The organism is Pandoraea apista, assembly GCF_001465595.2.
GTDB lineage: Bacteria > Pseudomonadota > Gammaproteobacteria > Burkholderiales > Burkholderiaceae > Pandoraea > Pandoraea apista.
In genome coordinates this window covers 5,091,579-5,114,042 of record NZ_CP013481.2, presented here as the reverse complement: position 1 = coordinate 5,114,042, position 22,464 = coordinate 5,091,579, and the positions used below count along the sequence as shown (strand labels likewise).

Annotated in this window: 24 protein-coding genes; 6 read left to right on the top strand and 18 right to left on the bottom strand. The window is 63.9% G+C overall.

Features of this window, described 5'->3' with window-relative positions; all coding sequences use genetic code 11:
* Nucleotides 1-51: 51 nt before the first annotated feature.
* Nucleotides 52-771 carry a pirin family protein gene (locus AT395_RS23150; RefSeq protein WP_048628756.1) on the bottom strand — a complete coding sequence of 240 codons (720 nt, stop codon included), beginning with the start codon at nucleotides 769-771 and terminating at the stop codon, nucleotides 52-54.
* 366 nt (nucleotides 772-1,137) lie between these two features.
* Between AT395_RS23150 and AT395_RS23145 the strand changes: the two genes are divergently transcribed.
* Complete coding sequence (locus tag AT395_RS23145; RefSeq protein ID WP_048628548.1) at nucleotides 1,138-2,007, top strand: PhzF family phenazine biosynthesis protein; 870 nt, start codon at nucleotides 1,138-1,140, stop codon at nucleotides 2,005-2,007.
* Nucleotides 2,008-2,030: 23 nt separating this feature from the next.
* Nucleotides 2,031-2,612, top strand: coding sequence for an IMPACT family protein (locus tag AT395_RS23140; protein ID WP_048628549.1), 582 nt, complete (start codon nucleotides 2,031-2,033; stop codon nucleotides 2,610-2,612).
* A gap of 21 nt (nucleotides 2,613-2,633) precedes the next feature.
* Here the strand turns inward: AT395_RS23140 and AT395_RS23135 are convergent, their stop codons facing one another.
* The 7 genes from AT395_RS23135 to AT395_RS23105 form a co-directional block, all read right to left on the bottom strand.
* A complete protein-coding gene (locus tag AT395_RS23135) occupies nucleotides 2,634-3,152 on the bottom strand; it encodes a cupredoxin domain-containing protein (RefSeq protein WP_231606098.1) in 519 nt (172 codons plus the stop codon).
* The gene (locus AT395_RS23130) at nucleotides 3,149-4,495 is read right to left on the bottom strand and encodes a multicopper oxidase family protein (protein ID WP_042114097.1); all 1,347 of its coding nucleotides are present in this window, start codon (nucleotides 4,493-4,495) and stop codon (nucleotides 3,149-3,151) included. The genes AT395_RS23135 and AT395_RS23130 overlap by 4 nt, the downstream gene beginning before the upstream one ends.
* The gene (locus AT395_RS23125; protein ID WP_231606099.1) at nucleotides 4,492-6,120 is read right to left on the bottom strand and encodes a TolC family protein; all 1,629 of its coding nucleotides are present in this window, start codon (nucleotides 6,118-6,120) and stop codon (nucleotides 4,492-4,494) included. The genes AT395_RS23130 and AT395_RS23125 overlap by 4 nt, the downstream gene beginning before the upstream one ends.
* Entirely contained in the window at nucleotides 6,117-6,539 is a 423-nt protein-coding gene (locus AT395_RS23120; RefSeq protein ID WP_048628550.1) for a hypothetical protein, read from the bottom strand. Before AT395_RS23120 ends, AT395_RS23125 begins: the two co-directional genes overlap by 4 nt.
* Nucleotides 6,540-6,777: 238 nt before the next feature.
* On the bottom strand, nucleotides 6,778-7,251 hold the full coding sequence (locus tag AT395_RS23115; protein WP_048628551.1) for a hypothetical protein: 474 nt from the start codon (nucleotides 7,249-7,251) through the stop codon (nucleotides 6,778-6,780).
* Nucleotides 7,252-7,312: 61 nt separating this feature from the next.
* Complete coding sequence (locus tag AT395_RS23110; protein WP_042114102.1) at nucleotides 7,313-7,720, bottom strand: hypothetical protein; 408 nt, start codon at nucleotides 7,718-7,720, stop codon at nucleotides 7,313-7,315.
* Nucleotides 7,717-8,121 (bottom strand): hypothetical protein, encoded by a 405-nt coding sequence (locus AT395_RS23105; protein WP_125347384.1) that lies wholly within the window; start codon nucleotides 8,119-8,121, stop codon nucleotides 7,717-7,719. Before AT395_RS23105 ends, AT395_RS23110 begins: the two co-directional genes overlap by 4 nt.
* A gap of 653 nt (nucleotides 8,122-8,774) precedes the next feature.
* Here AT395_RS23105 and AT395_RS23100 point away from each other — a divergent pair.
* The 4 genes from AT395_RS23100 (at nucleotide 8,775) to AT395_RS23085 (ending at nucleotide 12,539) form a co-directional block, all read left to right on the top strand.
* Nucleotides 8,775-9,290: a hypothetical protein gene (locus tag AT395_RS23100; protein WP_124988533.1), complete on the top strand. Its 516-nt coding sequence runs from the start codon at nucleotides 8,775-8,777 to the stop codon at nucleotides 9,288-9,290.
* A gap of 293 nt (nucleotides 9,291-9,583) precedes the next feature.
* Nucleotides 9,584-9,850 (top strand): hypothetical protein, encoded by a 267-nt coding sequence (locus AT395_RS23095; RefSeq protein ID WP_042114105.1) that lies wholly within the window; start codon nucleotides 9,584-9,586, stop codon nucleotides 9,848-9,850.
* Nucleotides 9,851-10,385: 535 nt separating this feature from the next.
* Entirely contained in the window at nucleotides 10,386-11,426 is a 1,041-nt protein-coding gene (locus AT395_RS23090) for a porin (protein WP_052765473.1), read from the top strand.
* Between the two features lie 264 nt (nucleotides 11,427-11,690).
* Nucleotides 11,691-12,539 carry a 3-hydroxybutyryl-CoA dehydrogenase gene (locus tag AT395_RS23085; protein ID WP_042114106.1) on the top strand — a complete coding sequence of 283 codons (849 nt, stop codon included), beginning with the start codon at nucleotides 11,691-11,693 and terminating at the stop codon, nucleotides 12,537-12,539.
* 62 nt (nucleotides 12,540-12,601) lie between these two features.
* Here AT395_RS23085 and AT395_RS23080 read toward each other — a convergent pair whose 3' ends face one another.
* From AT395_RS23080 to AT395_RS23035, 10 genes are all read right to left on the bottom strand, one after another.
* On the bottom strand, nucleotides 12,602-14,419 hold the full coding sequence (locus AT395_RS23080; RefSeq protein WP_048628553.1) for a hypothetical protein: 1,818 nt from the start codon (nucleotides 14,417-14,419) through the stop codon (nucleotides 12,602-12,604).
* An 897-nt stretch (nucleotides 14,420-15,316) separates the two neighbouring features.
* Nucleotides 15,317-16,264, bottom strand: a complete 948-nt coding sequence (locus tag AT395_RS23075; protein WP_042114109.1) for an NAD(P)H-dependent flavin oxidoreductase — start codon at nucleotides 16,262-16,264, stop codon at nucleotides 15,317-15,319.
* 373 nt (nucleotides 16,265-16,637) lie between these two features.
* Nucleotides 16,638-17,561, bottom strand: coding sequence for an MBL fold metallo-hydrolase (locus AT395_RS23070; protein WP_042114110.1), 924 nt, complete (start codon nucleotides 17,559-17,561; stop codon nucleotides 16,638-16,640).
* Between the two features lie 67 nt (nucleotides 17,562-17,628).
* The gene (locus AT395_RS23065) at nucleotides 17,629-18,084 is read right to left on the bottom strand and encodes a MaoC family dehydratase (RefSeq protein ID WP_048628554.1); all 456 of its coding nucleotides are present in this window, start codon (nucleotides 18,082-18,084) and stop codon (nucleotides 17,629-17,631) included.
* On the bottom strand, nucleotides 18,081-18,281 hold the full coding sequence (locus AT395_RS23060) for a DUF1289 domain-containing protein (protein WP_312023866.1): 201 nt from the start codon (nucleotides 18,279-18,281) through the stop codon (nucleotides 18,081-18,083). The genes AT395_RS23065 and AT395_RS23060 overlap by 4 nt, the downstream gene beginning before the upstream one ends.
* A gap of 85 nt (nucleotides 18,282-18,366) precedes the next feature.
* Nucleotides 18,367-18,804, bottom strand: a complete 438-nt coding sequence (locus AT395_RS23055; protein WP_042114116.1) for a thioesterase family protein — start codon at nucleotides 18,802-18,804, stop codon at nucleotides 18,367-18,369.
* Nucleotides 18,805-18,883: 79 nt separating this feature from the next.
* Complete coding sequence (locus AT395_RS23050) at nucleotides 18,884-19,402, bottom strand: YbaK/EbsC family protein (RefSeq protein ID WP_042117746.1); 519 nt, start codon at nucleotides 19,400-19,402, stop codon at nucleotides 18,884-18,886.
* Between the two features lie 39 nt (nucleotides 19,403-19,441).
* The gene (locus AT395_RS23045) at nucleotides 19,442-20,377 is read right to left on the bottom strand and encodes a hydroxymethylglutaryl-CoA lyase (RefSeq protein WP_048628556.1); all 936 of its coding nucleotides are present in this window, start codon (nucleotides 20,375-20,377) and stop codon (nucleotides 19,442-19,444) included.
* Between the two features lie 49 nt (nucleotides 20,378-20,426).
* Nucleotides 20,427-21,380 carry a 2-hydroxyacid dehydrogenase gene (locus tag AT395_RS23040; RefSeq protein WP_048628557.1) on the bottom strand — a complete coding sequence of 318 codons (954 nt, stop codon included), beginning with the start codon at nucleotides 21,378-21,380 and terminating at the stop codon, nucleotides 20,427-20,429.
* Between the two features lie 451 nt (nucleotides 21,381-21,831).
* Nucleotides 21,832-22,383, bottom strand: coding sequence for a YaeQ family protein (locus AT395_RS23035; RefSeq protein WP_048628558.1), 552 nt, complete (start codon nucleotides 22,381-22,383; stop codon nucleotides 21,832-21,834).
* Between the last annotated feature and the right edge of the window lie 81 nt (nucleotides 22,384-22,464).

Here is a 22,464-nt window from a genome sequence, read left to right as displayed (position 1 = left end):
GCGCTACGTGCATCGGAACGTTGAGCGTACGTAGCGCCTGCCTGCCCCGCCTTAGAAGTCGGGCGTTTCTACCGGACGCAGATCGAACACGAGCACTTCGGCGTCAGTGCCGTGCGAGAGCGTGAGCGCGGTTTCGTCACGCACGCGCACTCCGTCCCCTTCACCCAGCGTCACACCGTTCAGACTCACGCTGCCGCGTGCGACGTGCACGTAGGCGTAGCGGTTCGGCGCGAGCGTGAGCGTGGCCGATTCGTCGCCGTCGAACAGGCCGGCGTACACGCGGGCGTCCTGATGGATATGCAGCGAGTTCTCGCTGCCATCCGGCGATATGATCAGGCGCAGACGACCCCGCTTTTCTTCCGGCGCGAAGCGCTGTTGCTGATATTCCGGCGCGATGCCCGTCTGGTTCGGCACGATCCAGATTTGCAGGAAGTGCACCGGCGAGGTGGGCGAGTGGTTGAACTCGCTGTGCGCCACGCCGCGACCGGCGCTCATCAACTGCACGTCGCCCGGCTCGATCACCGAGCCCGTGCCCATGGTGTCCTTATGTTCGAGCGCGCCTTCGAGCACGTACGAAAAAATCTCCATGTCGCGGTGCGGGTGCTTGCCGAAGCCCTGCGCCGGGGCCACGCGGTCGTCGTTAATCACCAGCAGATCGGAAAAGCCGACTTGCTTCGGATCGTAGTAATTCGCGAACGAGAATGTGTGGCGCGAGCTGAGCCAGCCATGATCGGCAACGCCTCGGTCCGCAGCTTTTCTGATGTCCAGCATGATGGGCTCCTGTGTCTTCATCGTTTCGTTGGGAGGCTGGATTGGCCTCGATGAAGTTCATTTTAGAGTCCTGACGAAGAACTACAATCCACCTGAATTGTGAATTATTGTCGCCTGAAATGTGACAATAAGGGGCGGTGGCCATCGTCAGCCGTCCGGCGGGGCAACGGACGATTCTTATGGTGCGGGGTACAAAAGGCCGAAAGCGCCGGCATTGGCGCGCGTGCTGCGGCGCGATGTGCGAGACTACGTGCCTTCCTTCGAAAGGTCTTACCGGCAACCGCATGGCAATCGGCATGGCGCACCCTGTCTTACGAGGTCAGAGGGCCGGGCCGCTGTCAGAAACCCCCTAACTGGAGATTCGTCATGAGCCGCACCTATGCATTTCGTATCGTCAATGTCTTCGCCGAAACCCTTTTCGGCGGCAATCCGCTGTGCGTGTTCGAAGACGGGCGAGGTCTGAGCGACGACGAAATGCGGTTACTGGCGCGACAGTTCAACCTGTCGGAGACGACCTTCATTTTTCCCTCGGAGACGGCCGACGCGCATGTGCGCATCTTCACGCCGGGCTACGAAATGCGTTTTGCCGGTCACCCGACGCTGGGCACGGCGCATGTGCTGCGTGCAATGCGCGGCCTGGGCGACGACGTAACGCTGCAATTTGCCGCCGGGCGGGTGCCGGTCAAAGCCAATGGCGATCACTGGACGCTGACCGCACCGTCGTCGGGCGAGCCAAAGATCGAGAAGGCGAGCGAAGCGGACGCCGACATTGCCGCACTGGTGCGACTGAGCCGCGACGACCTTGCGCAATCGCCGCAATGGGTCGACACCGGCGCCGATCAACTGCTGATTCCGCTGCGTAATGCCGACGCCGTTGCGCGGGCCCAGCCCGATAGCGCGCGACTGGAACGGTGGCCGCTTTCGAGCCTTGAGCGCAAGACGGGTTACGTGTTTTCCATCGATAGCGCGAAGGACGGCGAACTGGAAGTGACGGCGCGCTACTTCTTCACGACGCAGGGCGGCGGGGTGAGCGAGGACCCGGGCACCGGTTCGGCATGTGCCAACCTGGGCGGCTGGCTGATCGGGCAGGGTTTCCCACTGCCGGTGCGTGCCCGCGTGAGGCAGGGCGACGCCATTGAGCGGCCGTGCCGTCTGACGCTCGAGGTCACGGCAAACCGCGAGATTCGCGTGGGCGGCAACGTCATCGAACTCGCGCGCGGCGAGGTGCGCCTGTAAGGCGCGCGGGGGACAGCAGCCGTATGTATGCGTTGGCAGCACCGGTCGAGACCGAGCTGGATATCAAGAAGAGCCGGTTTATCGGCATTGTCACGCCTGTGGCCTCACGAGAGGCCGCGATGCGCGAACTCGACGCGCTACGTGTGCGTTATCCCAACGCCACCCATTACTGCTGGGTGCTGTTGTGCGAGGGCGCCTCGGGCTTCGACGACGATGGCGAGCCGGGCGGCACGGCGGCCAAGCCGATGTACAACGTCCTCATGCACAAGGGGCTGGCAAACGTGCTGGCGGTTGTCGTGCGGTATTACGGCGGCATCAAACTCGGTGCAGGCGGACTGACCCGGGCCTACGGACAGGCGGTGAGCGAAGCGCTGAAGCTCGCAACGCTCACCGCCGTCGAACCGACGACGGAGCCGCGTTACCGCTGCACTTTTGCGCACGAGGCCATGCTGCGCCGTCTTGCGGAGCGTCATGCCGCCGAAGTCCTCGACGCCGCATATGACGATGCTGTCACGCTCCGGCTGCGACTCAAGATGCGCGACGTGGAGGCATTCGAAGCTGATGCGACCGAAGCGCTCAGCGGTGGGCTGGTGCGCTGCGACTGACCCACCGCCGTTGCGCTGCGATCAGCGCACGTTCACCACGCCTCGCATGCCGGCTTCGAAATGCCCCGGTTCGAGACACGCGAATTCCACCGTTCCCGGCTGGGTGAAGTGCCACACGAGCGTCTTGCGTTCGCCGGGTTCCACCGTGACGGCATTGGGTTCGGCGTGGGACATGCCGGGCATCTGCTGCATCATCCTGGCGTGCTCGGCGAGCGAGGCTGCCGTGCCCAGCATCATTTCGTGACGGATCTTGCCGCTGTTGGTAACGACAAAGCGCACCGTGTCGCCGCGCCGCACGGTGAGTGTGGCGGGCGAGAAGCGCATGGTGTCGCGCATGTCGACGTCGACGGTCCGGGTGGCCTGGGCCTCCTCGCCGGGCTCGCCAATGGCGGCGGCCGCGCCGCCGTGACTGTGCGGCATGTGCATGGCGTGCGGATCGTCGGCGAATGCCGGAGCAGCGAACGCCAGCGAGACAGCCCCCAACACGACAGGCATGACGAAGGCACGGGTGATGCGCGACGGGGTAGGTGAACGAATCATGATTTGACTCCGGTATTGCCCGTGTTGGCGGGCTGACGATGGGTAGAGGGTAACGCTGAAGTGCTGCCTTGCCACGGACTGGCAACAGAGCCCCGCGGCGCGCGATACCCGCCGGGATCGCGGTAACTGTCGCGCGGCAGGCCCTGCCGCACTTTCAGGGTGGTGAACATGCCGCCCATTTCGATGGGGCCGTACGGGCCGGTGCCGGTCATCATCGGCAAGGTGTTCTCCGGCAATGGCATTTCCATGCCGTTCATCGACGCGCCGGTTTCGCCCATCGCCATGTAGTCGGGAATGATGCGGGCGATTTTGGTGGCAATCTCGCGCTGATTCACGCCTAACATGGTCGGCACCTCGTGCCCCATCGGGTTCATGGTGTGATGCGACTTGTGGCAGTGGAAAGCCCAGTCACCGGGCTCGGTGGCATCGAACTCGATCGCGCGCATCTGTCCCACGGCAATGTCGGTTGTCACTTCCGGCCACTGCGCGGTGGGCGGCACCCAACCGCCATCGGTGCCGGTCACCTTGAACTCGTGACCGTGCAGATGGATCGGGTGATTCGTCATCGTGAGGTTGCCGATCCGAATGCGCACCCGGTCGCCCTGACGGGCCACCAACGGATCGATGCCCGGAAACGCGCGGCTGTTCCATGTCCACAGGTTGAAGTCCGTCATCTCGTTGACGCGCGGCGTGCGGCTGCCGGGATCGATGGCATAGGCGTTGATGAGGAACACGTAGTCGCGATCGACCGGCGCGAACGCTGGGTCTTTCGGGTGCGTGACCCAGAAGCCCATCAGTCCCATTGCCATCTGCATCATCTCGTCGGCATGCGGGTGATACATGAACGTGCCGGGGCGCCGGGCTTCGAACTCGTAGACGTAAGTCTGGCCCGGTGCGATGGCACGCTGGTTCAGGCCGGCTACACCGTCCATGCCGTTGGGCAGGCGCTGGCCATGCCAATGCACGCTCGTTGCCTCGGGCAGACGGTTCGTCACGTACAGGCGAACACGATCGCCCTCTACGACCTCGATGGTCGGGCCGGGACTCTGCCCGTTATAGCCCCACAGATTCGCCTGCATGCCCGGCGCAATCTCGCGCACGACCGGCTCGGCGATCAGGTGAAACTCCTTCACGCCATTGCGCATGCGCCACGGCAGTGTCCAGCCGTTGAGCGTGACGACAGGGCGATACGGCCGGCCATTGGGCGGCGAGTGCGGTTTGGCGGTGCTGGCGTCGCTACGCGTGGGCGCGTCGGGCAGGGCGGCCAGGCTGCTGCGCTCGACGGCCGTTGCACCCATGACGGCGAGGCTCGCGTTACGCAGGAATCGTCGGCGCGAAGTCATGCGCCACCTCCGTGTTGGTGGGGAGAGAAAGGTTGCGAGGGGAGTGCGGCCGGGACAGCCGGTGAAGCCGTGCCTTGCGTGGCTGCGGGCACCGCGCCGGTTGTCGCGGTCGCGTTGGCGGGGTTGGCGGTATCGGGTTCTCCGCCTCCCAGACTCTCGCGAAACGACGCGTCGGCCAACCAGAAATCGGCTTTGGCGTCGATGTAGGCGAGCACCGTGTCGCGCTGCTCGCGAGCGTCGGTCAACAGGTCGAAGACGCTGGCGAGCATGCCGTTGTAGCGCAGCAGCCATTCGTCGGAGACGCGCTGGCGCATCGGCAGAATCGTCACGCGGTAGTGCTCGGCAATATCCCAGGCAGCGAGTGCCCGGGCCCGACGCGTACGCACGTCGGCGCGCGCCGCGACCGCAGTGTCCGCAAGGCGGTCGATGCGCTGTCGATAGCGCGCTTCGGCACCGGCCACGCGCGCCGTACCCCAGTCGAAGAGCGGCACCTCCAGCGAGATTTCGTAACCGCGCTCGTTGGGCGAACCCGTTGCACTGTTGCTGCGATAGGCGATATCGAGCACGTTGACGAAACGCGTGACGCGCGTGAGTCCCAGATCGCTCGCCGTGCTGTCGAGCGCAGCGCGGGCGGCACGAATGTCGGCACGCTCACGCAACGCTTGCGCTTCGGCATCGGGCCACGCTGGCCGAGTGCGCGCAAGCGCGGGCAAACGCGCAGGCAGCGTGAAGGTCAGTTGCCGGCCCCACAGCCCCATTTGCCGTGCAAGTTGTTCGCGCGCCGCGCCCGCCTGCTCCCGCGCTCGCGCGAGGCGCGCCGCCGTGTCGGCGTAGACCAGATTCTCCTGTGTACGACGCATTGCGCTGAAGTTGCCCGCCCGCGCCATACCGTCGGCGAGTTCGCTGGCGGCCTGCATTGCAAGACTCGTCTGTTCGAGAATCTGCACCCGCTCCTGCGCGGCAACGGCTTCGATCCACGCGCGACGCGTGAGCGTGGCCTGTTCGATGACCGCTTGCGTCACTTGCGCCTGCACCTGCGCAAAGCGGCGCGCTTCAATGCGCGAGGCGAGTGGCAGCGTGAGCACACGAACGAAGTCGAGCCCCCATGTGCGCTCGATGCCGATATCACCGCCGCCCTGCACGCGCTGGAACGAGAGGCGCGGATTGGGCAGGCGTCCGGCTTGCACCAGAGAGGCTTCGGCGATACCGAGTTCCGCGTAGGTGGCTTGCAAACCGCGATGGTTGAGCAAGGTGAGACGCACGGCGTTATCGATGTCCAGCGGGCGCGCAAGCAAGTCGTCGCGCGCCTTCGCAAGGTCTTGCGCCGCGGCGTCGTCACGTGCCCAGACGGCCGGCTCGCCGAGGTGTTGCTGCGTCGCTTGCGCGACCGGGCCGAAGCCGCCGTCGGGGCTGAACGTCGCACATCCCGACAGGGTGAGCATGGCGAGAGCGGCCACGATCAATGGCGTGCGATGGTGTTGGCGCAGTCGCGCCGCGGTGGACGCGATCCGTTGATGGATGGACGAAATTGGCGCGATCGACGTGATCGTTGAAAGCGTTGAAGCCGTCGATAGCGGCGTAATCGGCGAATGCAGTGAATGGCGGAACGAAAGTGAGACCGTCATTGCGCGTCTCCCTTCGTGCCGTGTCCGGCGTGCCCGTCATGTCCGGTTGGCGGCACCGCATTCTTGCTGCCCATGTCGTGGCGATTGCCTGACATTCCCGTGAAGCCGGGCGCACCCGGCGCATCCGGCATTGCGGAGACACTGGCATTCACCTTGCGCCAATCGTCTGCGGGAACGGACAACGCAGGTCGGGAGAAGTCGCGGAGCACGCCGACGGGGGGTGGCCCTGCCGGTGCATCCGGCGCAGCGGGATCGTCGAAACCGGTCACGTTGGTGCGCCCGTCATGGGCATCGTGAGCATTGTGAGCGGGCGGTGCCGGTGGACTCGTCGCGCCACTGGCCGGCGCAGACCACGCGCCCCACAGCGAGAGCGCGACCGGCACGATCCACGTGTGCCGTCTTGGAGAAAGAAACATCATCGAAAGGCTCGTCAATCTGGCGATGCCGTGGCCGCGCATCCAATGCGCGCGGCACACCTGCGTCGCGTGTTCAACTGGCAGACGGATTCGCAGCCACGGCGTGAACGACCGGCCAATGTAGGTCGTTCACGACATCGTGCGGAAAGTCAGTCCGATGGAGAACGAAGACGGTTTGCGAGCGGCCGGGAACGAGGCGGCATCAGCGCGATGCCGCCGTCGATAGACGGACGCCGGACCGTCAGACGGCGAGGGCTTTCGGGGGACGCTCAGGCACGCCGACAACAGCGCTGGCGACTGACGTGCGCAAGAAGGGAATAGCGGTGGACGGCTGGGCGTCAGGCATACGAATGACGACGCTTGGCGGGAGTGCCGTGCAGACAACGCACGCGGCGCACGCTGAACAACTGGCGTGATGACTGTGCGAGGTATCCGATGCGGCGGGGTTCATCGACGTGTCTTGATGCGCCACCGGCAACGGCGTCGCGTCGCGCGTGGAGGCGCCGTCATGGCGGTGCATGCCCGGCGCGGCATCGTCTTGTCCGCCGATCATCGTTGTGTGATGCATGACGCTGGCGTCAGTCGCGGCGGTCGTGGCGATCACGATTTGTCCCGGCGTTTCCGGCGCGCAATGCGCACGCAGTGCGGCCATGGCCTGCAACGGCATGGTGACGCACAACAGCCACAACACGAGAAGCTTTCGCCAGCGATTCATGCCGCGAAGTCTAGCATCGCCCGTGCAACGCTCGCAAATCGGCGCGTGGCCGGGCCGTTCATCAATGCTCGAACAGATGAAACGCTTCGAAGTGCACGCGCCGTCGTGAGAGCGCGACAAGATTGACGACACACACCACGGCGACCAGCACGAAGAGGGGCGCCGACACCTCGATGGTGTCGCGTGCGAGCATCGAAATGAGCGTCAGCCCGATCATGAGGGTGAGCATCGCCCGGTGCAGCCACGACGCGAGCCGAAGGTGCCGCTCGGATTGCGTGACCAGCACCACGAACGAGACATAGAACGGGGCAGCCAGCAGCGCCAGCACGCATAGCGCGACCAACACGCCGAGCACACTGGCGAGCAACTCATGGCCGTCGGCCGCGCTCGATTGCACGCCGACCACGGTTGCTGCGGCAAGGTAAAGCAGCATCAGACCATCCAGAACGATCGCGAGTCGGTTCATCATGACTTCTCTCCGCCTATCGATAACAGGCCCAGCCAGACCGCTGCCGCCTCGATGCTTGCGGGATCGGACGCCGCCTGAATGCGGTAGATCGACACATTGCCGCTGTTGTCGACACAGAACAGATCGCGCTCGAGATCGGCAACGAGGTCGAGCCGTTGCTGAAACCCGTAGAAGCCCAGCGGCGTGAGCTCCTGTACGAGCGCGGCGAGCGTTTCGGGATAGAGATATAACTGCTGGGGCCAGTGGCCGTGGCGAAAGCGGAACTTGCCCACGGCGCCGAGCACGTGCGCGAGCGTGCCGCCGTGTCCGCGAACGTGCCGCATGAGACGCGTCGCATCGTGTGTCTTGCCGTTGCCGGAACGCTCGGGACGAAGACCGCCGGGAGGGGTAGGGTGTCCCATGGTTCACCCTGCATGACGCATAACAACGCGAGCGCATTGCGAGCAATGCACTGCTGACAACGTACACGTATCCACAAACACTCCGTTGACTTCCCGAAAGTGAGTGCCCGGCAAATATTGATCTTGTGTCTTGATAGTTGCAGAGCGATGCCGCGTGCGAAATCAGCACTTTCGCTTAATCCGTCGGCATGAGGTGTCGAGCGAATCCGGCGTAGGCGGGGCAGGTCTGTCTCGATGAGAGGGACAAATGGAAACCGGCGGACTTTGCCGCCGGTTGAGGCCCCATCGGGGCATCGCCAGCCGCGTGTACCGGCGCGGCATGGTAAGGGCCAAGCAGACTTGGCGCCTGGGGGTATTGCCGTCATGCACTGAACCACCATCGGTTCCCGGCCGTGCCCATGCAGTTTCACTGCGACTTCAGTATAGGTCGCCCGAAGCTCTCGTGAATCGGCCTTTTGGATGAGCGTACGTCGCGCGAGAACTATCGGGCGTTCAAGCACTCGAATTGGCGCACGATTTCCCCTGTGACCATGGTTTCGTCAGTGCCGACTTTGCGTTCTAATGGCACCATTCATGGCGGATATCGCAGGGGGTAACAGCCCTGCACGGCAACCACGATGCACGCCACCGCACTTAGTCAAAACATTCCAACGATGGCAACGAATTCACTACAACGATGGGCCTTGCTGGCTTGCCTTTGCGCAGCGCAGTCGGCCTTCGCCGCCGACCAGTGTGAGGGCATCCTCCTGCTGGCCAAGAGCGCGCAGAACGGTTTTGAAGATATTACCGGCCCGCTCGCGGCCAAGAACGAGCGAGGCGAAAGCTATCAGGCTACCTATTCGGTGCCGGGCGGTGACTGCAAGGTGTTCCGGGCTACGGGCCTCGCGCCGACCTACGAGTGCATCTGGGATTACCAGAAGATCACGCCGATGGATCTGCGTAATCAGGCGCAGTCTTTCGCCACGCAGGTGTCGCGTTGCACCCGTGGCGTGACCACGCTGCGCACCACGACGACGAACCCGGCCGGCCTGCCCGCCGAATGGCAGAGCGCGAGCAAGAAGTACGCGCGTCCGGTCAACTTCACCGTCACGGCGCAGGATCTGGTTACACCGCGCGGCGAGCGGTTGCGCGAGATTTCGCTGTCTGTCGAGAAACAAGTCGAGAAGTAAGGCGAGTGTTGCGTTCGCCGACATTGACAGCGCAAGCGGCGCCGGTCAGTCGGCGTCAACGCCTCGCCAAGCCCAGACGGATATGATGTTGCAGCGTGTCTCGCATGAGCCTGTGGCGGCAGTTACAAACGGTTGCAGACCACGTCAGGCATTAACACTTTTTCGGTCGACGCTCGTTCGGCTGACCCGGTACAGTCATTCTTGAGGCGTATGGCGCGCGTGCAACCCGCAAGTGCCCATGCGTCCCGTGCCAACCGGCCCCACTCAGGGCCGGGTGCCGTGGCTGAACCCAAATGCGTGCCCGACTTCGTTACTGTTTCCTGTTGCTGCTTGTGTGTGCCTACCCTGCCTGGGCTGACGGCGGCCGTGGGCGCGACGTGCTGGACGTGAACAAGGCGTCGCTTCGCGAAGACATCAGCCGTTTCAATGCCGATCGCGGCCGTGGCCAGTCGGCCTATCCGAACTGGGCGGCACCGGCCGAACCGCGAGAGCGTCAGTACACGCCGCAAGGCGCGCCGCGCGGCTCGCGGGGTGGCGAGGGCAACCGTCGCAATCGCTGACGACCATGCATCAGCCGCCGACATGGCGTGCTGATGCCGGTCAACGCAAACGGGCGGGCATCCCGCCCGCTGAGGTGTCTCCCGTACCCGACATCACGTGCCCGGACAATTTGTCCGCCCTGGCGCCGCATTTTTTCCTCCCATGCTCCCCGATGCACCGAATGTTGCACATGTGCAACATCGGATGCGGCTGATATCGCCCAATGGCGTCTACCGGTCGCGCTTATCCCCCGCCTATTCATTCCGCACATTATGGCGAATGTGAGTGTTTGCTAACCCGCTGATATAAGGGATATATCGATCTCGTTATACCGGGATTAATAGCGGCGCGGGTGGTCGGCCGATTTTTGTCTCCCCACCATTTCCCAGCCACGTTGTGTGGTGCTTTTTTCGTACGGTTCCGGCCTTTCTGCGCATGGCGGGGCTGTGCGAGAATCACGGCCGTTTATCAGGGAGGCGCTGCTTCATCCGGCGCCAGCAGGGCCCGCGCAAGGCGGGAACAGGCACACAAAATACATAAACCAAGGAGAAGTCAATGAAGCGGAGCATGGCCAAGGGCATTGGCGGGGCAATCGTTTTGGGCGCGTGCATGAGCGCACCGGCATTCGCGCAGTCGAACGTCACGCTGTACGGTCAGGTCGACGCCTGGGTGGGCGCGGTCAAGAACCCGGGCGGCGATCGTGCCTGGACGCAGGGCGGTGGCGGTATGTCCACGTCGTACTGGGGCATGAAGGGTAACGAAGATCTTGGCGGCGGCCTGAAGGCCGTGTTCGTGCTCGAAGACTTCTTCCGTCCGCAGAACGGCCAGTACGGCCGCTTCCAGGGCGACTCGATGTTCTCGCGTAACGCCTACGTCGGCTTGTCGTCGGACACCGCCGGTACGGTCACGATCGGTCGTCTCACCACGTCGTACTTCGTCTCGACGATTCTGTTCAACCCGTTCGTCGATTCGTACACCTTCAGCCCGATGGTGTTCCACACGTTCATTGGCCAGGCCGGTCAGGGCATTGTGGGCGACTCCGGCTGGAGCAATGCCGTGATGTACACCACGCCGAAATTCAAGGGCCTGTCGGGTAGCGTGTCGTATGCCTTCGGCAACAAGGCAGGGGAAACCGGCCAGAACAAGTGGAGCGCGTCGGCACTGTACTTCAACGGTCCGTTTGCCGCGACCCTGGCCTATCAGCAGGTGAAGTTCGACTCGCAGCCCGACGATCTCGCGGGCATGGCAGGTTTCCGCAGCCAGCAAGCCGTGCAACTGGGCGCGACGTATGACCTGCAGGTCGTGAAGCTCTTCGGTCAGTATCAGTACATTCGCAACAACATCACTGGCGGCGGCGTGTCGGAGAACGGCGGCCAACTCGGTGTGTCCGTGCCGCTGGGCGGCGGCAGCGTGCTCGCGTCGTACGCGTACACGAAGAGCTCGGGTACGAGCAATGTCAACCGCAAGACATGGGCGCTCGGTTACGACTACAACCTGTCGAAGCGCACCGATATCTATGCGGCTTACATGAACGACAAGGTCAGTTCGATGTCGGGCGGCGATACCTTCGGTGGTGGCGTTCGCATGAAGTTCTGATGTTCCGCGGCGCGCATGCCGGAAACATGCGCGCCGGGGAGGATCGTCGAAGGGGGCAGACGCTTGTTGAGGGCGCTTGCCCCCTTTGTCTGTTTACCGGAGTAGTCGGAACGTGCGGGACATGCAACAACGCGGTGCGTCGCCGTCCGAGCGTTTCGCACAGCGGTTCCATGTGTCACCGATCCGGCGTGTCCGCGCTATGATTTGTGCACCGCGCAAGACGGTATTCCTACCAGCTTTCAGCACAAACGGAGCAGAGACGACATGACGATTCAACACGTAGGCATCATTGGCGCAGGCACGATGGGTAACGGCATTGCACAGGCGTGTGCGGTGGCCGGGCTGCCGGTGACGATGGTCGACATCAGTGATGCGGCCGTGCAGAAGGGCGTGGCGACGATTGCGGGCAGTCTCGACCGCCTGATCAAGAAAGACAAGCTCACTCCCGCCGACAAAGAGGCGGCGCTCGCGCGCATTACCACGGCGACCGATTACGCTGCACTCGCCAAGGCCGACATCGTGATCGAAGCGGCCACCGAGAACTTCGATCTGAAGGTCAAGATCCTCAAGCAGCTCGAAGGCGTGGCGAAGGACGATGCGATTCTCGCGTCGAACACGTCGTCGATCTCGATTACCAAGCTCGCTGCGGTGGTCGCCAGACCCGAGCAGTTCATCGGCATGCACTTCTTCAATCCGGTGCCGCTCATGGCGCTGGTGGAAATCATTCGCGGTCTGCAAACGAGCGACGAGACGCATGCGCGTGTCGATGCGCTCGCGCGCCAGCTCGGCAAGTCGCCGATCACGGTGAAGAACGCGCCGGGCTTCGTCGTCAACCGCATTCTGGTGCCGATGATCAACGAGGCATTCTTCGTGCTGGCGGAGAATCTCGCGTCTCCCGAAGAGATCGACGAAGGGATGAAGCTCGGCTGCAATCACCCGATCGGGCCGCTCGCGCTGGCCGACATGATCGGTCTGGATGTCTGCCTGTCGGTGATGAATGTGTACTACGAAGAGTTTGCTGACTCGAAGTATCGTCCGTGCCCGCTGCTCAAGGAAATGGTTGCTGCCGGATACCTCGGCAGAAAGACCGGACGCGGCGTGTACATATACTGATGGCGGTTTGACCGGGGGCGCCGACGCGAGTGTCGCGTCGGCCGCATGGGCAATGCGCGGCGTTAGTCCGGCAACGCGCCTTGCGCCGGTGGCGATGGCGGCATATCAGGCGACGTCATGCTGCCACCCTGGCTAATCGGGCTCGTTGCCGACTGACTCGACGCGCTGTCCGAGTTCAGCGAATTGACCCATTCCCCCGGCGTGCCCCGTTGAGTGCCGAGTGGGCGCGTGACGGAAACTACGTACTTGTTTCCCGGCACTTGCCCGATGTCGGTCAGCGCGTTATTGATAATGCGCTCTGCGTCGATATGGCTGGTTGCGGTGGCGAACGAGATGGCCTTTGTGGTGCTCCACGGATCGAGAAGCACGGTCGATCGGCGTGTAAGGTAAATCGCCTCCCGAAAGAGTTCGTGGCTGATGCCATCGCGATGGGCCGGATTCGGTTCCAGTGGCGTGGATCGATCCAGTAGTTCGATAAAATGTTCGGACTCCGTATAAAGAACCATAACGTGAGGCGAACGATTTCGTGGCTTGATGGTGATCATGCGAATCTGGTTTTTCGATACGCCGTTCTGGAGCAGCGCATTGAAGAGAATCTCGGCGTTTTCCTGACAGAAAGCCTCGGCGGAGCCTTTCCACTCGTAATAAATCGCCGTGATCGCGGATGCTTCGCGTTGTTGCTTGATCAATGGCGAACGCGGGTCGATCCGGCGGCTCATGGCGCGGCTTAGCAATGTCCGGTGGTTCACGATGGAATTGTCTCGAATCGATTGCAGATCGGGCCGATTGGCCCGTCGCAGGTGCATTTCGCTCAGTTCGATAAACGCGTTTTGAATCGCGCCCTGTGCACTTTCATTGGGGACATGGCGTATCGCGCTGGAAATATCGCTCAGGCTGCCGGCGATGCTGTCCGGCGGATAAATTGGCTTGCTTGAGCCGCACCCGCCGCCGCAAAGCCGTAGCGGGGGATGCGCCTGCCAGTCGCCTGTGCTCATATCGTATGTCACCGGCACTTGTGCTCGGCGCTCGCCGCCTTTGGGGGCGTCGACCAGCCAGTGGTCGGCGCTCAGGCCTCGTTGCGCACGGTAGTAGCCCGCTTCGCCTTTGAGGTAGCGCTGTCCATCGACCATCACCACCCGCGACGGCTCGCCCGCAGGAAGCTGTTCTGCCGTCAGTGTTTGCGCATAACCTTGTAGATATTCATGCTCGCCAACGATGTGCAGGCCGCTCGTCAACACAGGACCCTTCGCATTGCCAAAAGCGGGTCTTGCCGCCGACGGCACGGCTTCCCCGGTGTCGATACCTTCGCTGGCGTAGGATCTGACGGCGTCTGACGCTCTCGGGCGCGCATTCCCTGCACGCGGCGCTACTGCGGGCAGTTCGACGCCGCGTGTCTGCGGGGAGTTGCCTGTGGGACGTGCAAACCACGGTATGCGGGGCCGGGCGGGTACTCCGGTGCGCACCGGAGCGCCCGACCCAACACTGCGCGGATCGCCGAATTGCAGTATGCCGCTCAGCTTTTCGGGATCGAACGGCTTGCCCTCCAGTTCGTCGCCGATGACGCTCGCAAGATAACCGGGCAGGCGTGTCAGCCACACATGCGGCACCAGTCCTGTCACGAAGTCCAGCGTATCGGAACTTGTCCGTACGCTCTCGCGTGCGTTTGGACTGACGGTGCTTGCGCTCAGTACCTCGTAAGCGTTGTGCACCGATTCGCTCAGAGAGCGGAACGGGGCGCCGGCCGAGGACACGGCTTTCACGACTTCCTGAACGGAGTAGTCGGTCTTGATCGGCGAGCCACGTTCCACGGGCGTAACGATCACGTCGTCGGGTACCGGGGCTCCCGCGATTTTGACCTCGGACGCATGGCGTTCCGGCATCGCGCGTGCGGTGGGCCACCGGAAACAGGGTGTTCTGGAGTCATCGCAGCCGTCTGAACGAAGCGGGCTCCGCGAGATACGGCCGCACGCCGGCGTGGCGAGATTGGCGACCAGCAGGATGGCAAATGCGATCGACCAAGGGGGCGCGGATGCCGGACCGGCCCCTGCGGGGGAGGGGCGCAGCAGCGTAGGGCTGGCAGAGCGCTTTCGCGCGTTACGTGTGCAGTGAAACTCGCCAGCGAAGGTGGGCGGCGTGAGCGCGGGCGTTTCGCGAGTGAACGAGTGACGTTCGGTTTGGTAACGGGGAGGAGTATCGATCGCACGACAATGCGACGTGTACCGCATGAAATCACCTCCTGAATATGAGACAACGATAGGCATGACCGGATCAGCGCAGTGCCTGTCCTGTCATGGGGACAAGACTGCCATCGGGTGGGGGAGCGTGTTTGTGCTTCGGCCGAATGCGTTGTCGATTCCGTTGCATAGCCGGGGAAAAGCGATGGCATTCACATCGTGTCACGCGCAGGGTGCACTTCTGGCTTCGGAGCGGGGAGACGTGGGGTGTTGGACGAGGCGTCGCGCGCAGGGCGCCAGATTGCCGCAGACCGTTGAAGGTTTCGCGGTGCGGCATTTTGCCTTCGAAGCCGCCGGCCAGCGGGCAGACAAGTTCGCTGGGTCAAGGCGACGAAACGGCTCACCTGCCGCGCGGCTCACCGGGTGTATCGCCCCGGGAAGGCGTGTGGTCCGAACGGATGGCCGTGCGTTCCATCGGGCGAACTGCTACGGCGGGGATGGGTGAAGCGCCGATGCCGGACGAACGATTCGACGAGGGGCCGGCGGCCCATTCACCAATGGAGGGATGGAGGGCCGTGTGTGGAGTGTTGCGTTCGCAAGCGCTCAGCCGGCGAGACGTCGGCGAGTCTCGTCGTACTCCTGCTTCAGACGCGCGATGATTTCCGCTGCGGGGCGGATGTCATCCATCAGGCCCACCCCCTGACCGGCGCCCCAGATGTCCTTCCACGCCTTCGCCTTGGCGAAGTTCATGGCGGTCTTGTCGGCGGTGGGCAGGTCGTCGGGATCGAGGCCGGCGTTCAGAATGCTCTGGCGGATGTAGTTGCCCGACACGCCGGTGAACAGGTTCGTATAGACAATGTCGTTGGCACTCGCGTCGACGATGGCCTGCTTGTAGGTGTCGCTGGCATTCGCCTCCGTGGAAGCGATAAAGCGCGTACCGATGTAGGCCAGATCGGCGCCCATGGCTTGGGCTGCGAGGATCGAGCCGCCGTTCGCAATCGAGCCGGAGAGCACGATGGGGCCGTCGAAAATCTTTCGCACTTCGCCAACCAGCGCGAACGGCGACAGCGTGCCAGCATGACCGCCTGCGCCGGCGGCGACGAGGATCAACCCGTCTACACCGGCTTCGAGTGCCTTGTTCGCGTGACGCAGATTGATCACGTCGTGCAGCACGATACCGCCATAGCTGTGCACCGCATCGAGCACTTCCTTGGGCGGCGCGCGCAGACTGGTGATGAAGATCGGCACGCGATGCTCTACGCACACGCGCACATCATGCTCGAGCCGCTGATTCGATTGATGCACGATCTGGTTGACGGCGAGCGGGCCGACGACCGCGTCCGGATTCGCCGCCTTGTACGAGGCGAGTTCCTCGGTAATGCGGGAGAGCCAGTCCTCGAGAATTTGCGGCTCGCGCGCGTTGAGCGCGGGGAACGAGCCGACGATACCGGCCTTGCACTGCGCGAGTACCAGTTCGGGGTAACTCACGATGAACATCGGCGAGGCCACAACGGGCAGCGCCAGGTTTTGCAGAATCTTGGGAAGGGCCATGAAGTCTCCTTGAGCAGGGCGTTCGACGGTCGGCGACCATTGCGTCGGCGCGCAATTTGCGGAGATCCAGTTTCGCGAACGATCGTTCGATTATAGGGGGATTCGGCCGTGGCCCGGTGAGCGGGCACTCGAAGAGTTCCTCGGTTCCGACGCCTTTACAACCTGTCTTCACCTCGTATCAGGGAAAGTCCCCTTGGGGCGAAGTGCGTGCGGCGTCTAGGATGAAATGGCGTGCCAGGCGAGCTCAGCATCACGATGCCGCAGGACGGGCGCAGCGTTAGCGACCGCAGCGTTCGTCCGGCACGTCACGTCCTCAAACGCCGCTTGCCTTGACTGGCAAGTGGCGTTGTTTTTTTGGGCCGCGCCGGGACACTCATACGGCGTACAGCGTATCCGTCTCCATGTCGTGACGCAGCGCGCCGGTCTTCGCCAGTTCTGCCACGAGCGTGTCGAGCAGGCCGGGCCAGCCCGATGGCGGCGCCAGCATGGCTGCGGCATTACGCCACGCGCGCGCCGTGTCGAGTGTGGCTTTGAGCGTGGCGCGTGCCATCGCTGTCTCGGCCATCAGACGAAAGACGATCAGCACCTTGAGCGCGTTACGCGCATTGCGTGCGGGATCGCTTTGCAGGTAATCGAGGCGCGAGCGTGCGGCGCTAAGCGCCCCATCGATGTCGCCGAAGGGTTTGCCATGTCCGGGAATCACCAGCGAGACGTCGAGCTGTGCGATGAGATCGAGCACCGCGGCCTGCTCGGCAAATCCCGACTCGCCGTCGAGTTCCGGGAAGATCACGCCGAAGCCGCGCTCCCACAGGGCGTCGCCCGAAATGAGAATGCCGTCGGTGGCGTCGTAGAGCATCAGTGCGTGCGGGTCGTGTCCCGGCGCGCCAAGTACCAGCCACTCGTGGTCTCCGAGCGTCATGGCGTCGCCGGGCGAGAGCGTGTCGTCGAAGGTGAAGCGCGCGCATTGCTGCCCGGTCGCTTCGAACGACAGACGCCTTTCGTCCCAATGGCGAACCGGATCGGCCTCGGCAGCGGGCACCCATGTGCGGCAGCCGTAGCGTGTCTGTAGTGCTGCGTTGCCGCCGCAGTGATCGGAGTGCAGATGCGTGTTGACGAGCCGCGCGAGCGGCTGGGCGTCGGGCAGCGCGTGTTCGACAAGCGCCAGCGTCTGCGCCGAGTGCGAGACGTAACCGCTGTCGACGAGCGTGGGCGCATCGCCGAGGAACAGCACATTGTTCGATGAAAGCCAGCCGCGCTCGAACACGCGCAGCCCGGCAGGCAGGGCAAGCGAGGTCATGGGCGTATCCCGTGAAGGGGGAAGACCGGACGCAACGGCGTGTCGGGCTTTTCCGGCTTGTCGGGCGTCAGGCGGGTTTGGCGCATACGAGGATCTTCGCTGTGGCCGCAATTACGGTCTCGCCGCGCTGATTGACGGCCTCGCCGTCGAGCGACACGATGTCGCCCGCGAGCTTCTCTTTCCAAAGGCTGTCGGTGACCGTCCAGCGCACGGTGATGTCGTCGCCCGCGTGCACGGCGCGGCGCAGCTTCATGTCGAATTCGAGCCCGAGCGGTTGCGCCGTCTTCGCATAATGCGTGGCGAGTAACGCGGCGAGATACGACATTTGTTGCGTGCCGGACGAGATCAACCCGCCGAAACGCGGATCGGCGGCCGCGTAGTCGGGGTCGATGTGCAGCGGGTTGAAGTCGTGCGCCAGTGTGGAGAACTCACGAATCGAGTCGGCAGAGAAGTGATGCGTGGCGGAGAACGTCTCGCCAACTTCAACGATTTTTCCCATATGCAGTGACGAAAGAGTGTTCATGCGTTGCCCGTGCCGGTGTCGTCGACGTTGCCAACGATCACGCGACGGTGCTGTACCGGCGGCTCCTCGTGCTCGGCGCGCCGGGCGGGCAGTAACGACCAGATGCGTCGCTTGTCGTCGTCGGCCATGCTCGACCAGGCCGCGATTTCACTGAGGGTGCGCCAGCAGCCCGAGCACCAGCCCGTTGCCGGATTCATGCGGCAGATGTTCGTGCAGGGCGACGGAACGGGGGATTCGAGTGGAGTCATGACAGCCATTGAGCGACGCAGGGCAGCGCGAAATTCAAACGGACAGACCGAGCTTGGCGGCCTTCTCGCGTAGCTTGCCGTGGAAACGTTCCTGATCGACGATGACGCGCTCGTGCGTGCCGGCGCTCACTTTGTCCAGACCGTCCCAGGCTTCGACCTCGAAGCGCAACGTGCGACCTGCGACGTCCACGAGCTTGCCGCGAATGCGCAGCGTGTCGCCTGCGGGCGTGGCGGCCAGATGCGAGAACGAGACGAGCGTGCCGAGCGATTGCTCGCGCGGCCAGTCGAGATAGGGGCGAATGGCTTGCAGGCAGGCGCATTCGAGAATGCCCGCGAGGTAACCGGTGGCGAGCACAGCCGGCATGTCGCGGCACAGTTCGACATCGTCGTACAGTTCGGGGACCACGGCCTTTTTCGGCACGCGATAAGTCCACTCGAATGTCAGGCCCGGTGCAAGTTCGGGGCTCGGCATGGTGTGTCTCCTTGATGCGGTTCCCGGATACAACGCTCAACCTGAGCGGCGCGCATGCGCCGGCTCAGCCACTTGTCACTCAGTCACGCAATGCCACGTCGACGACGGGCGCGCCCGTCATCGCCACGAGTTGCTGCGGCGTGAGGTTGAACACGGCGTGCGGGTGACCGGCGGCGGCCCACAGGCTGGCGAGCTTGAGCAGGTCTTCGTCGATCAGCGTGACCGGGGAGACGACATGCCCGATCGGGCTCACCCCGCCGATCGAGTAACCCGTCTTTTCCTTGACGAAGCGCGCGTCGGCGCGAGCCAGCTCGCCGACGCGCGCGGCCACCTTCTTCTCGTCGACACGATTGACGCCGCTGGCGATGACCAGCACCGGCGTGTCGTCCGACGCGCGGCGGAAGATGATCGATTTGGCGATCTGCGCCACTTCGCAGCCTAGCCCCGCGGCGGCTTCGGCTGATGTCTTGCCAGTGGCCGGCAGCAACACGATCGGCTGATCGTGGCCCATGCCGGCGAGCAGGCGCGCCACATGACGCGCACTTTCGGGAAGATCCTGCGCGTTCGCAGGTTCGGGCGTGTGAGGTGTTTCGCTCATGGTCGGGTCGATGTTCTCGATTCGCATGGGAGGCGTGGGTCAGGCGCCGGCGGTGGCGGCGTCTTTCAATTTAGCGAGCATGGCGCGTCCCACCCGCGATGCGTTCGGACGGCCAATGGCTTGCGAAATGAAGTCGCCGGTGTGCACCACCGCTTCAAGATCGATGCCGGTCTCGATGCCCAGTCCGTGCAGCAGGTACAGCACGTCTTCCGTTGCCACGTTGCCCGTGGCGCCCTTGGCGTACGGGCAACCGCCGAGACCGGCGACGGACGAGTGGAAAATCGTGATGCCCGAAAGCAAAGCGGCATAGATGTTGGCGGTAGCCTGTCCGTAGGTGTCGTGGAAGTGACCGGACAGACGCTCGATCGGGAACACCTTCGCGCAGGCTTCCATGACTTCACGTGTGCGCGAAGGCGTGCCCACGCCGATGGTGTCGGCGATGTCGATCTCGTCGCAACCGAGTGCCGCGAGGCGCTGCACGACGTCGACCACGCTCGCGACCGGCACTTCACCCTGATACGGGCAGCCAAGTGCGCACGAGATGCTGCCGCGCAAACGCAGTCCTGCGTCTTTCGCCGCACGCGCCACGGGTTCGAAGCGCGCAATGCTCTCCTCGATGGAGCAGTTGATATTGCGTTGCGAGAACGCTTCGCTCGCAGCGCCGAAGATCACGACTTCATCCGCCCTGGCCGCCACTGCGCCCTCGAAGCCGCGCATGTTAGGTGTCAGCACCGAGTAGATTGTGCCGGGCCGGCGTTTGATGCCGGCCATGACCTCGGCGCCGTCGGCCATCTGCGGTACCCACTTCGGCGAGACGAACGACGCCGTTTCGACGTTGGCGAAGCCGGCAGCCGACAGACGGTCGACGAGCGCGATCTTCACGTCGGTCGGTACCGGCTGCTTCTCGTTTTGCAAGCCGTCGCGCGGGCCGACTTCGACCACTTTCACGCGTTGCGGCAGATGGGACGTCACCATGAGTTGTCTCCTCGTTGAGGTGCGGGCAAGGGACCTGACGGGCCGTGGCTCAGTAGCCGCGCGTCAGATCGACAATGCCGGTAATGGCTTCGCCGCGCTCAAGCGCGGCGATCTTGCCTGCGATCTGCGCAACAGTCTCGTCGCGCAACGTCAGGGCTGAAATATGGGGCGTGACGGTAATACGCGGCTCGCGCCAGAACGGATGGTCGGCGGGCAGTGGCTCCGTGCGGAACACGTCCAGCGTGGCGCCCGCGATCTGAGCGCTTTCCAGCGCGGCCAGCAGATCGGCCTCGACCAGATGGGCGCCGCGCGCCACGTTGATCAGGAACGCGCCTTGCGCGAGTTTCGCGAACAGGCTGGCGTTGAGGACATCGACCGTCTCTGGCGTGAGCGGCAACAGATTCACGAGAATGCGCGCACCGGACACGCAGGCGTCGAAGCCCGCAGCGCCGTGATACAGCGCGACACCGCCACTATCCGAACCTTCGCTGCGCTGGCTGCGGCTCCACGCGCGAACCGGAAAACCGAACATCTTCAGCGTTTTGGCAACGTGCGCGCCGAGTGTGCCGTAACCGAGCACCGCGACGGGAAAATCTGCCAGCCGGTTCGGCTTCTGAAATTTCCATTGCGCCTGGGCTTGCTGGTCGTGGAAGACATCGAGGCGGCGGAAGTATCGCAACGCGGCGGCGCTCACGTACTGCGCCATCTGATCGGCCATGCCGGCGTCTTCCAGACGCACGAGCGGCACACCTGCGGGCAGACGCTGCGCCCCCTCGCCGCGGGTGCCAAGTACGCCGTCGACACCGGCGCCCATGTTGAAGATCGCTTTCAGGCGTTCGCGCGGTTGCAGCACTTCCGCATTCGGCTTCCAGAGCACCAGATAGTCGGCCGGTGCGCTGTCGCCGGGCTGCCAACTGCGAATGCTGGCTTGCGGCAAGTGCCCGGCGAGTCCGGTTTCGTACGGGGCGGTCTTGCCGTCCGGTGAAAAGATCAGGATATCCATGTGGTGCGGGGCAAACGCGTATAGGAATGAGGCACGGCGACAGGACCAGCGAGCTTACGGTACATACGCGCACCGACGTGACCGGCACGCGCGCTCGGCACGCTGCAACGGCCCGTGGCGCGATCGCGGACGGCGCAGTCGCGGTGACTCGATTGACGTTAACGTCAAGTGTAACGCAGCTTGTGACGTGCCGCGTATTGGGGCGGCGCCGGAGGGGCGGGCGGGGAAGCGGCGCGAGTCGTTTGGCGGGATGTGGAGGAGATGACAGGAGATGCGAAGGGAGACGCGAGGGGAGCTACGTGAGGGGAGCTACGCGAGAGGCGCTACGTGAAGAGGGGCGAAGCAGAGCGAAGGAGAGCGAAGCAGAGCGTTAAGGGGAGAGGGAGATCGCGAGGCTAAGCCAGGGGGCGGCAGAGCGGACGGGAGATCCGCTCCGCGCGACCGGAACCGGTCAGTCGTTGGCGGCGGCGCGCAACGTGACGAGGTTGACCGGCAGATTATGGTTGTCGTCGGCGATCCAGACTTCGCCGTCCTGAATGGTGCATTGCAGGCGCATCGTGCGCGAGGCCAGCGCCGTCAGCGCTTCGGCCGAGGCTTCGTCGAGCATGCGCACAGTCAGGTTCGACAGCCGTGTGATCTGCGTTTCGGTCGCCTGCCACCAGATCGCGGCCGGCTTGCCGCCGTAGGCGATGACATCGACATGCTCTGCGCGGCCGGCCGCCTTGACGAGGCGGCGTGCGTCGGGCTGCCCGACGTCGATCCACCGGACAATGTCGCCGCCGAAGTCATGCTCCCACAGGTCGGGCTCTTCGGCCGTCGAGATGCCCTTGCCGAAGGAGAGACGCTCGCCTGCGTACAACATGAAGGCAAGCAAACGCACCATCATGCGTTCGTCGGTTTCCGACGGATGCCGGGCCAGCGTCAGGCTATGGGAGGCGTAATAGTGGCGGTCGAGGTCGGTGATTTGCACCTCGGCCTTGTAGATAGTGGCTTTGAGTGCCATGCCGGGAAACCGCAGAAATGAAGAGAGTCGCAAGCATACACCAGCGCCCGATGCCGGCACGTTTGCGCTGCGCGCTTGCGG

Coding starts and splice junctions, on each gene's coding strand:
- AT395_RS23150 (WP_048628756.1), bottom strand. CDS start 771: ATGCTGGACATCAGAAAAGCTGCGGACCGAGGCGTTGCCGATCATGGC.
- AT395_RS23145 (WP_048628548.1), top strand. CDS start 1,138: ATGAGCCGCACCTATGCATTTCGTATCGTCAATGTCTTCGCCGAAACC.
- AT395_RS23140 (WP_048628549.1), top strand. CDS start 2,031: ATGTATGCGTTGGCAGCACCGGTCGAGACCGAGCTGGATATCAAGAAG.
- AT395_RS23135 (WP_231606098.1), bottom strand. CDS start 3,152: ATGATTCGTTCACCTACCCCGTCGCGCATCACCCGTGCCTTCGTCATG.
- AT395_RS23130 (WP_042114097.1), bottom strand. CDS start 4,495: ATGACTTCGCGCCGACGATTCCTGCGTAACGCGAGCCTCGCCGTCATG.
- AT395_RS23125 (WP_231606099.1), bottom strand. CDS start 6,120: ATGACGGTCTCACTTTCGTTCCGCCATTCACTGCATTCGCCGATTACG.
- AT395_RS23120 (WP_048628550.1), bottom strand. CDS start 6,539: ATGATGTTTCTTTCTCCAAGACGGCACACGTGGATCGTGCCGGTCGCG.
- AT395_RS23115 (WP_048628551.1), bottom strand. CDS start 7,251: ATGAATCGCTGGCGAAAGCTTCTCGTGTTGTGGCTGTTGTGCGTCACC.
- AT395_RS23110 (WP_042114102.1), bottom strand. CDS start 7,720: ATGATGAACCGACTCGCGATCGTTCTGGATGGTCTGATGCTGCTTTAC.
- AT395_RS23105 (WP_125347384.1), bottom strand. CDS start 8,121: ATGGGACACCCTACCCCTCCCGGCGGTCTTCGTCCCGAGCGTTCCGGC.
- AT395_RS23100 (WP_124988533.1), top strand. CDS start 8,775: ATGGCAACGAATTCACTACAACGATGGGCCTTGCTGGCTTGCCTTTGC.
- AT395_RS23095 (WP_042114105.1), top strand. CDS start 9,584: ATGCGTGCCCGACTTCGTTACTGTTTCCTGTTGCTGCTTGTGTGTGCC.
- AT395_RS23090 (WP_052765473.1), top strand. CDS start 10,386: ATGAAGCGGAGCATGGCCAAGGGCATTGGCGGGGCAATCGTTTTGGGC.
- AT395_RS23085 (WP_042114106.1), top strand. CDS start 11,691: ATGACGATTCAACACGTAGGCATCATTGGCGCAGGCACGATGGGTAAC.
- AT395_RS23080 (WP_048628553.1), bottom strand. CDS start 14,419: ATGCCGGAACGCCATGCGTCCGAGGTCAAAATCGCGGGAGCCCCGGTA.
- AT395_RS23075 (WP_042114109.1), bottom strand. CDS start 16,264: ATGGCCCTTCCCAAGATTCTGCAAAACCTGGCGCTGCCCGTTGTGGCC.
- AT395_RS23070 (WP_042114110.1), bottom strand. CDS start 17,561: ATGACCTCGCTTGCCCTGCCTGCCGGGCTGCGCGTGTTCGAGCGCGGC.
- AT395_RS23065 (WP_048628554.1), bottom strand. CDS start 18,084: ATGAACACTCTTTCGTCACTGCATATGGGAAAAATCGTTGAAGTTGGC.
- AT395_RS23060 (WP_312023866.1), bottom strand. CDS start 18,281: ATGAATCCGGCAACGGGCTGGTGCTCGGGCTGCTGGCGCACCCTCAGT.
- AT395_RS23055 (WP_042114116.1), bottom strand. CDS start 18,804: ATGCCGAGCCCCGAACTTGCACCGGGCCTGACATTCGAGTGGACTTAT.
- AT395_RS23050 (WP_042117746.1), bottom strand. CDS start 19,402: ATGAGCGAAACACCTCACACGCCCGAACCTGCGAACGCGCAGGATCTT.
- AT395_RS23045 (WP_048628556.1), bottom strand. CDS start 20,377: ATGGTGACGTCCCATCTGCCGCAACGCGTGAAAGTGGTCGAAGTCGGC.
- AT395_RS23040 (WP_048628557.1), bottom strand. CDS start 21,380: ATGGATATCCTGATCTTTTCACCGGACGGCAAGACCGCCCCGTACGAA.
- AT395_RS23035 (WP_048628558.1), bottom strand. CDS start 22,383: ATGGCACTCAAAGCCACTATCTACAAGGCCGAGGTGCAAATCACCGAC.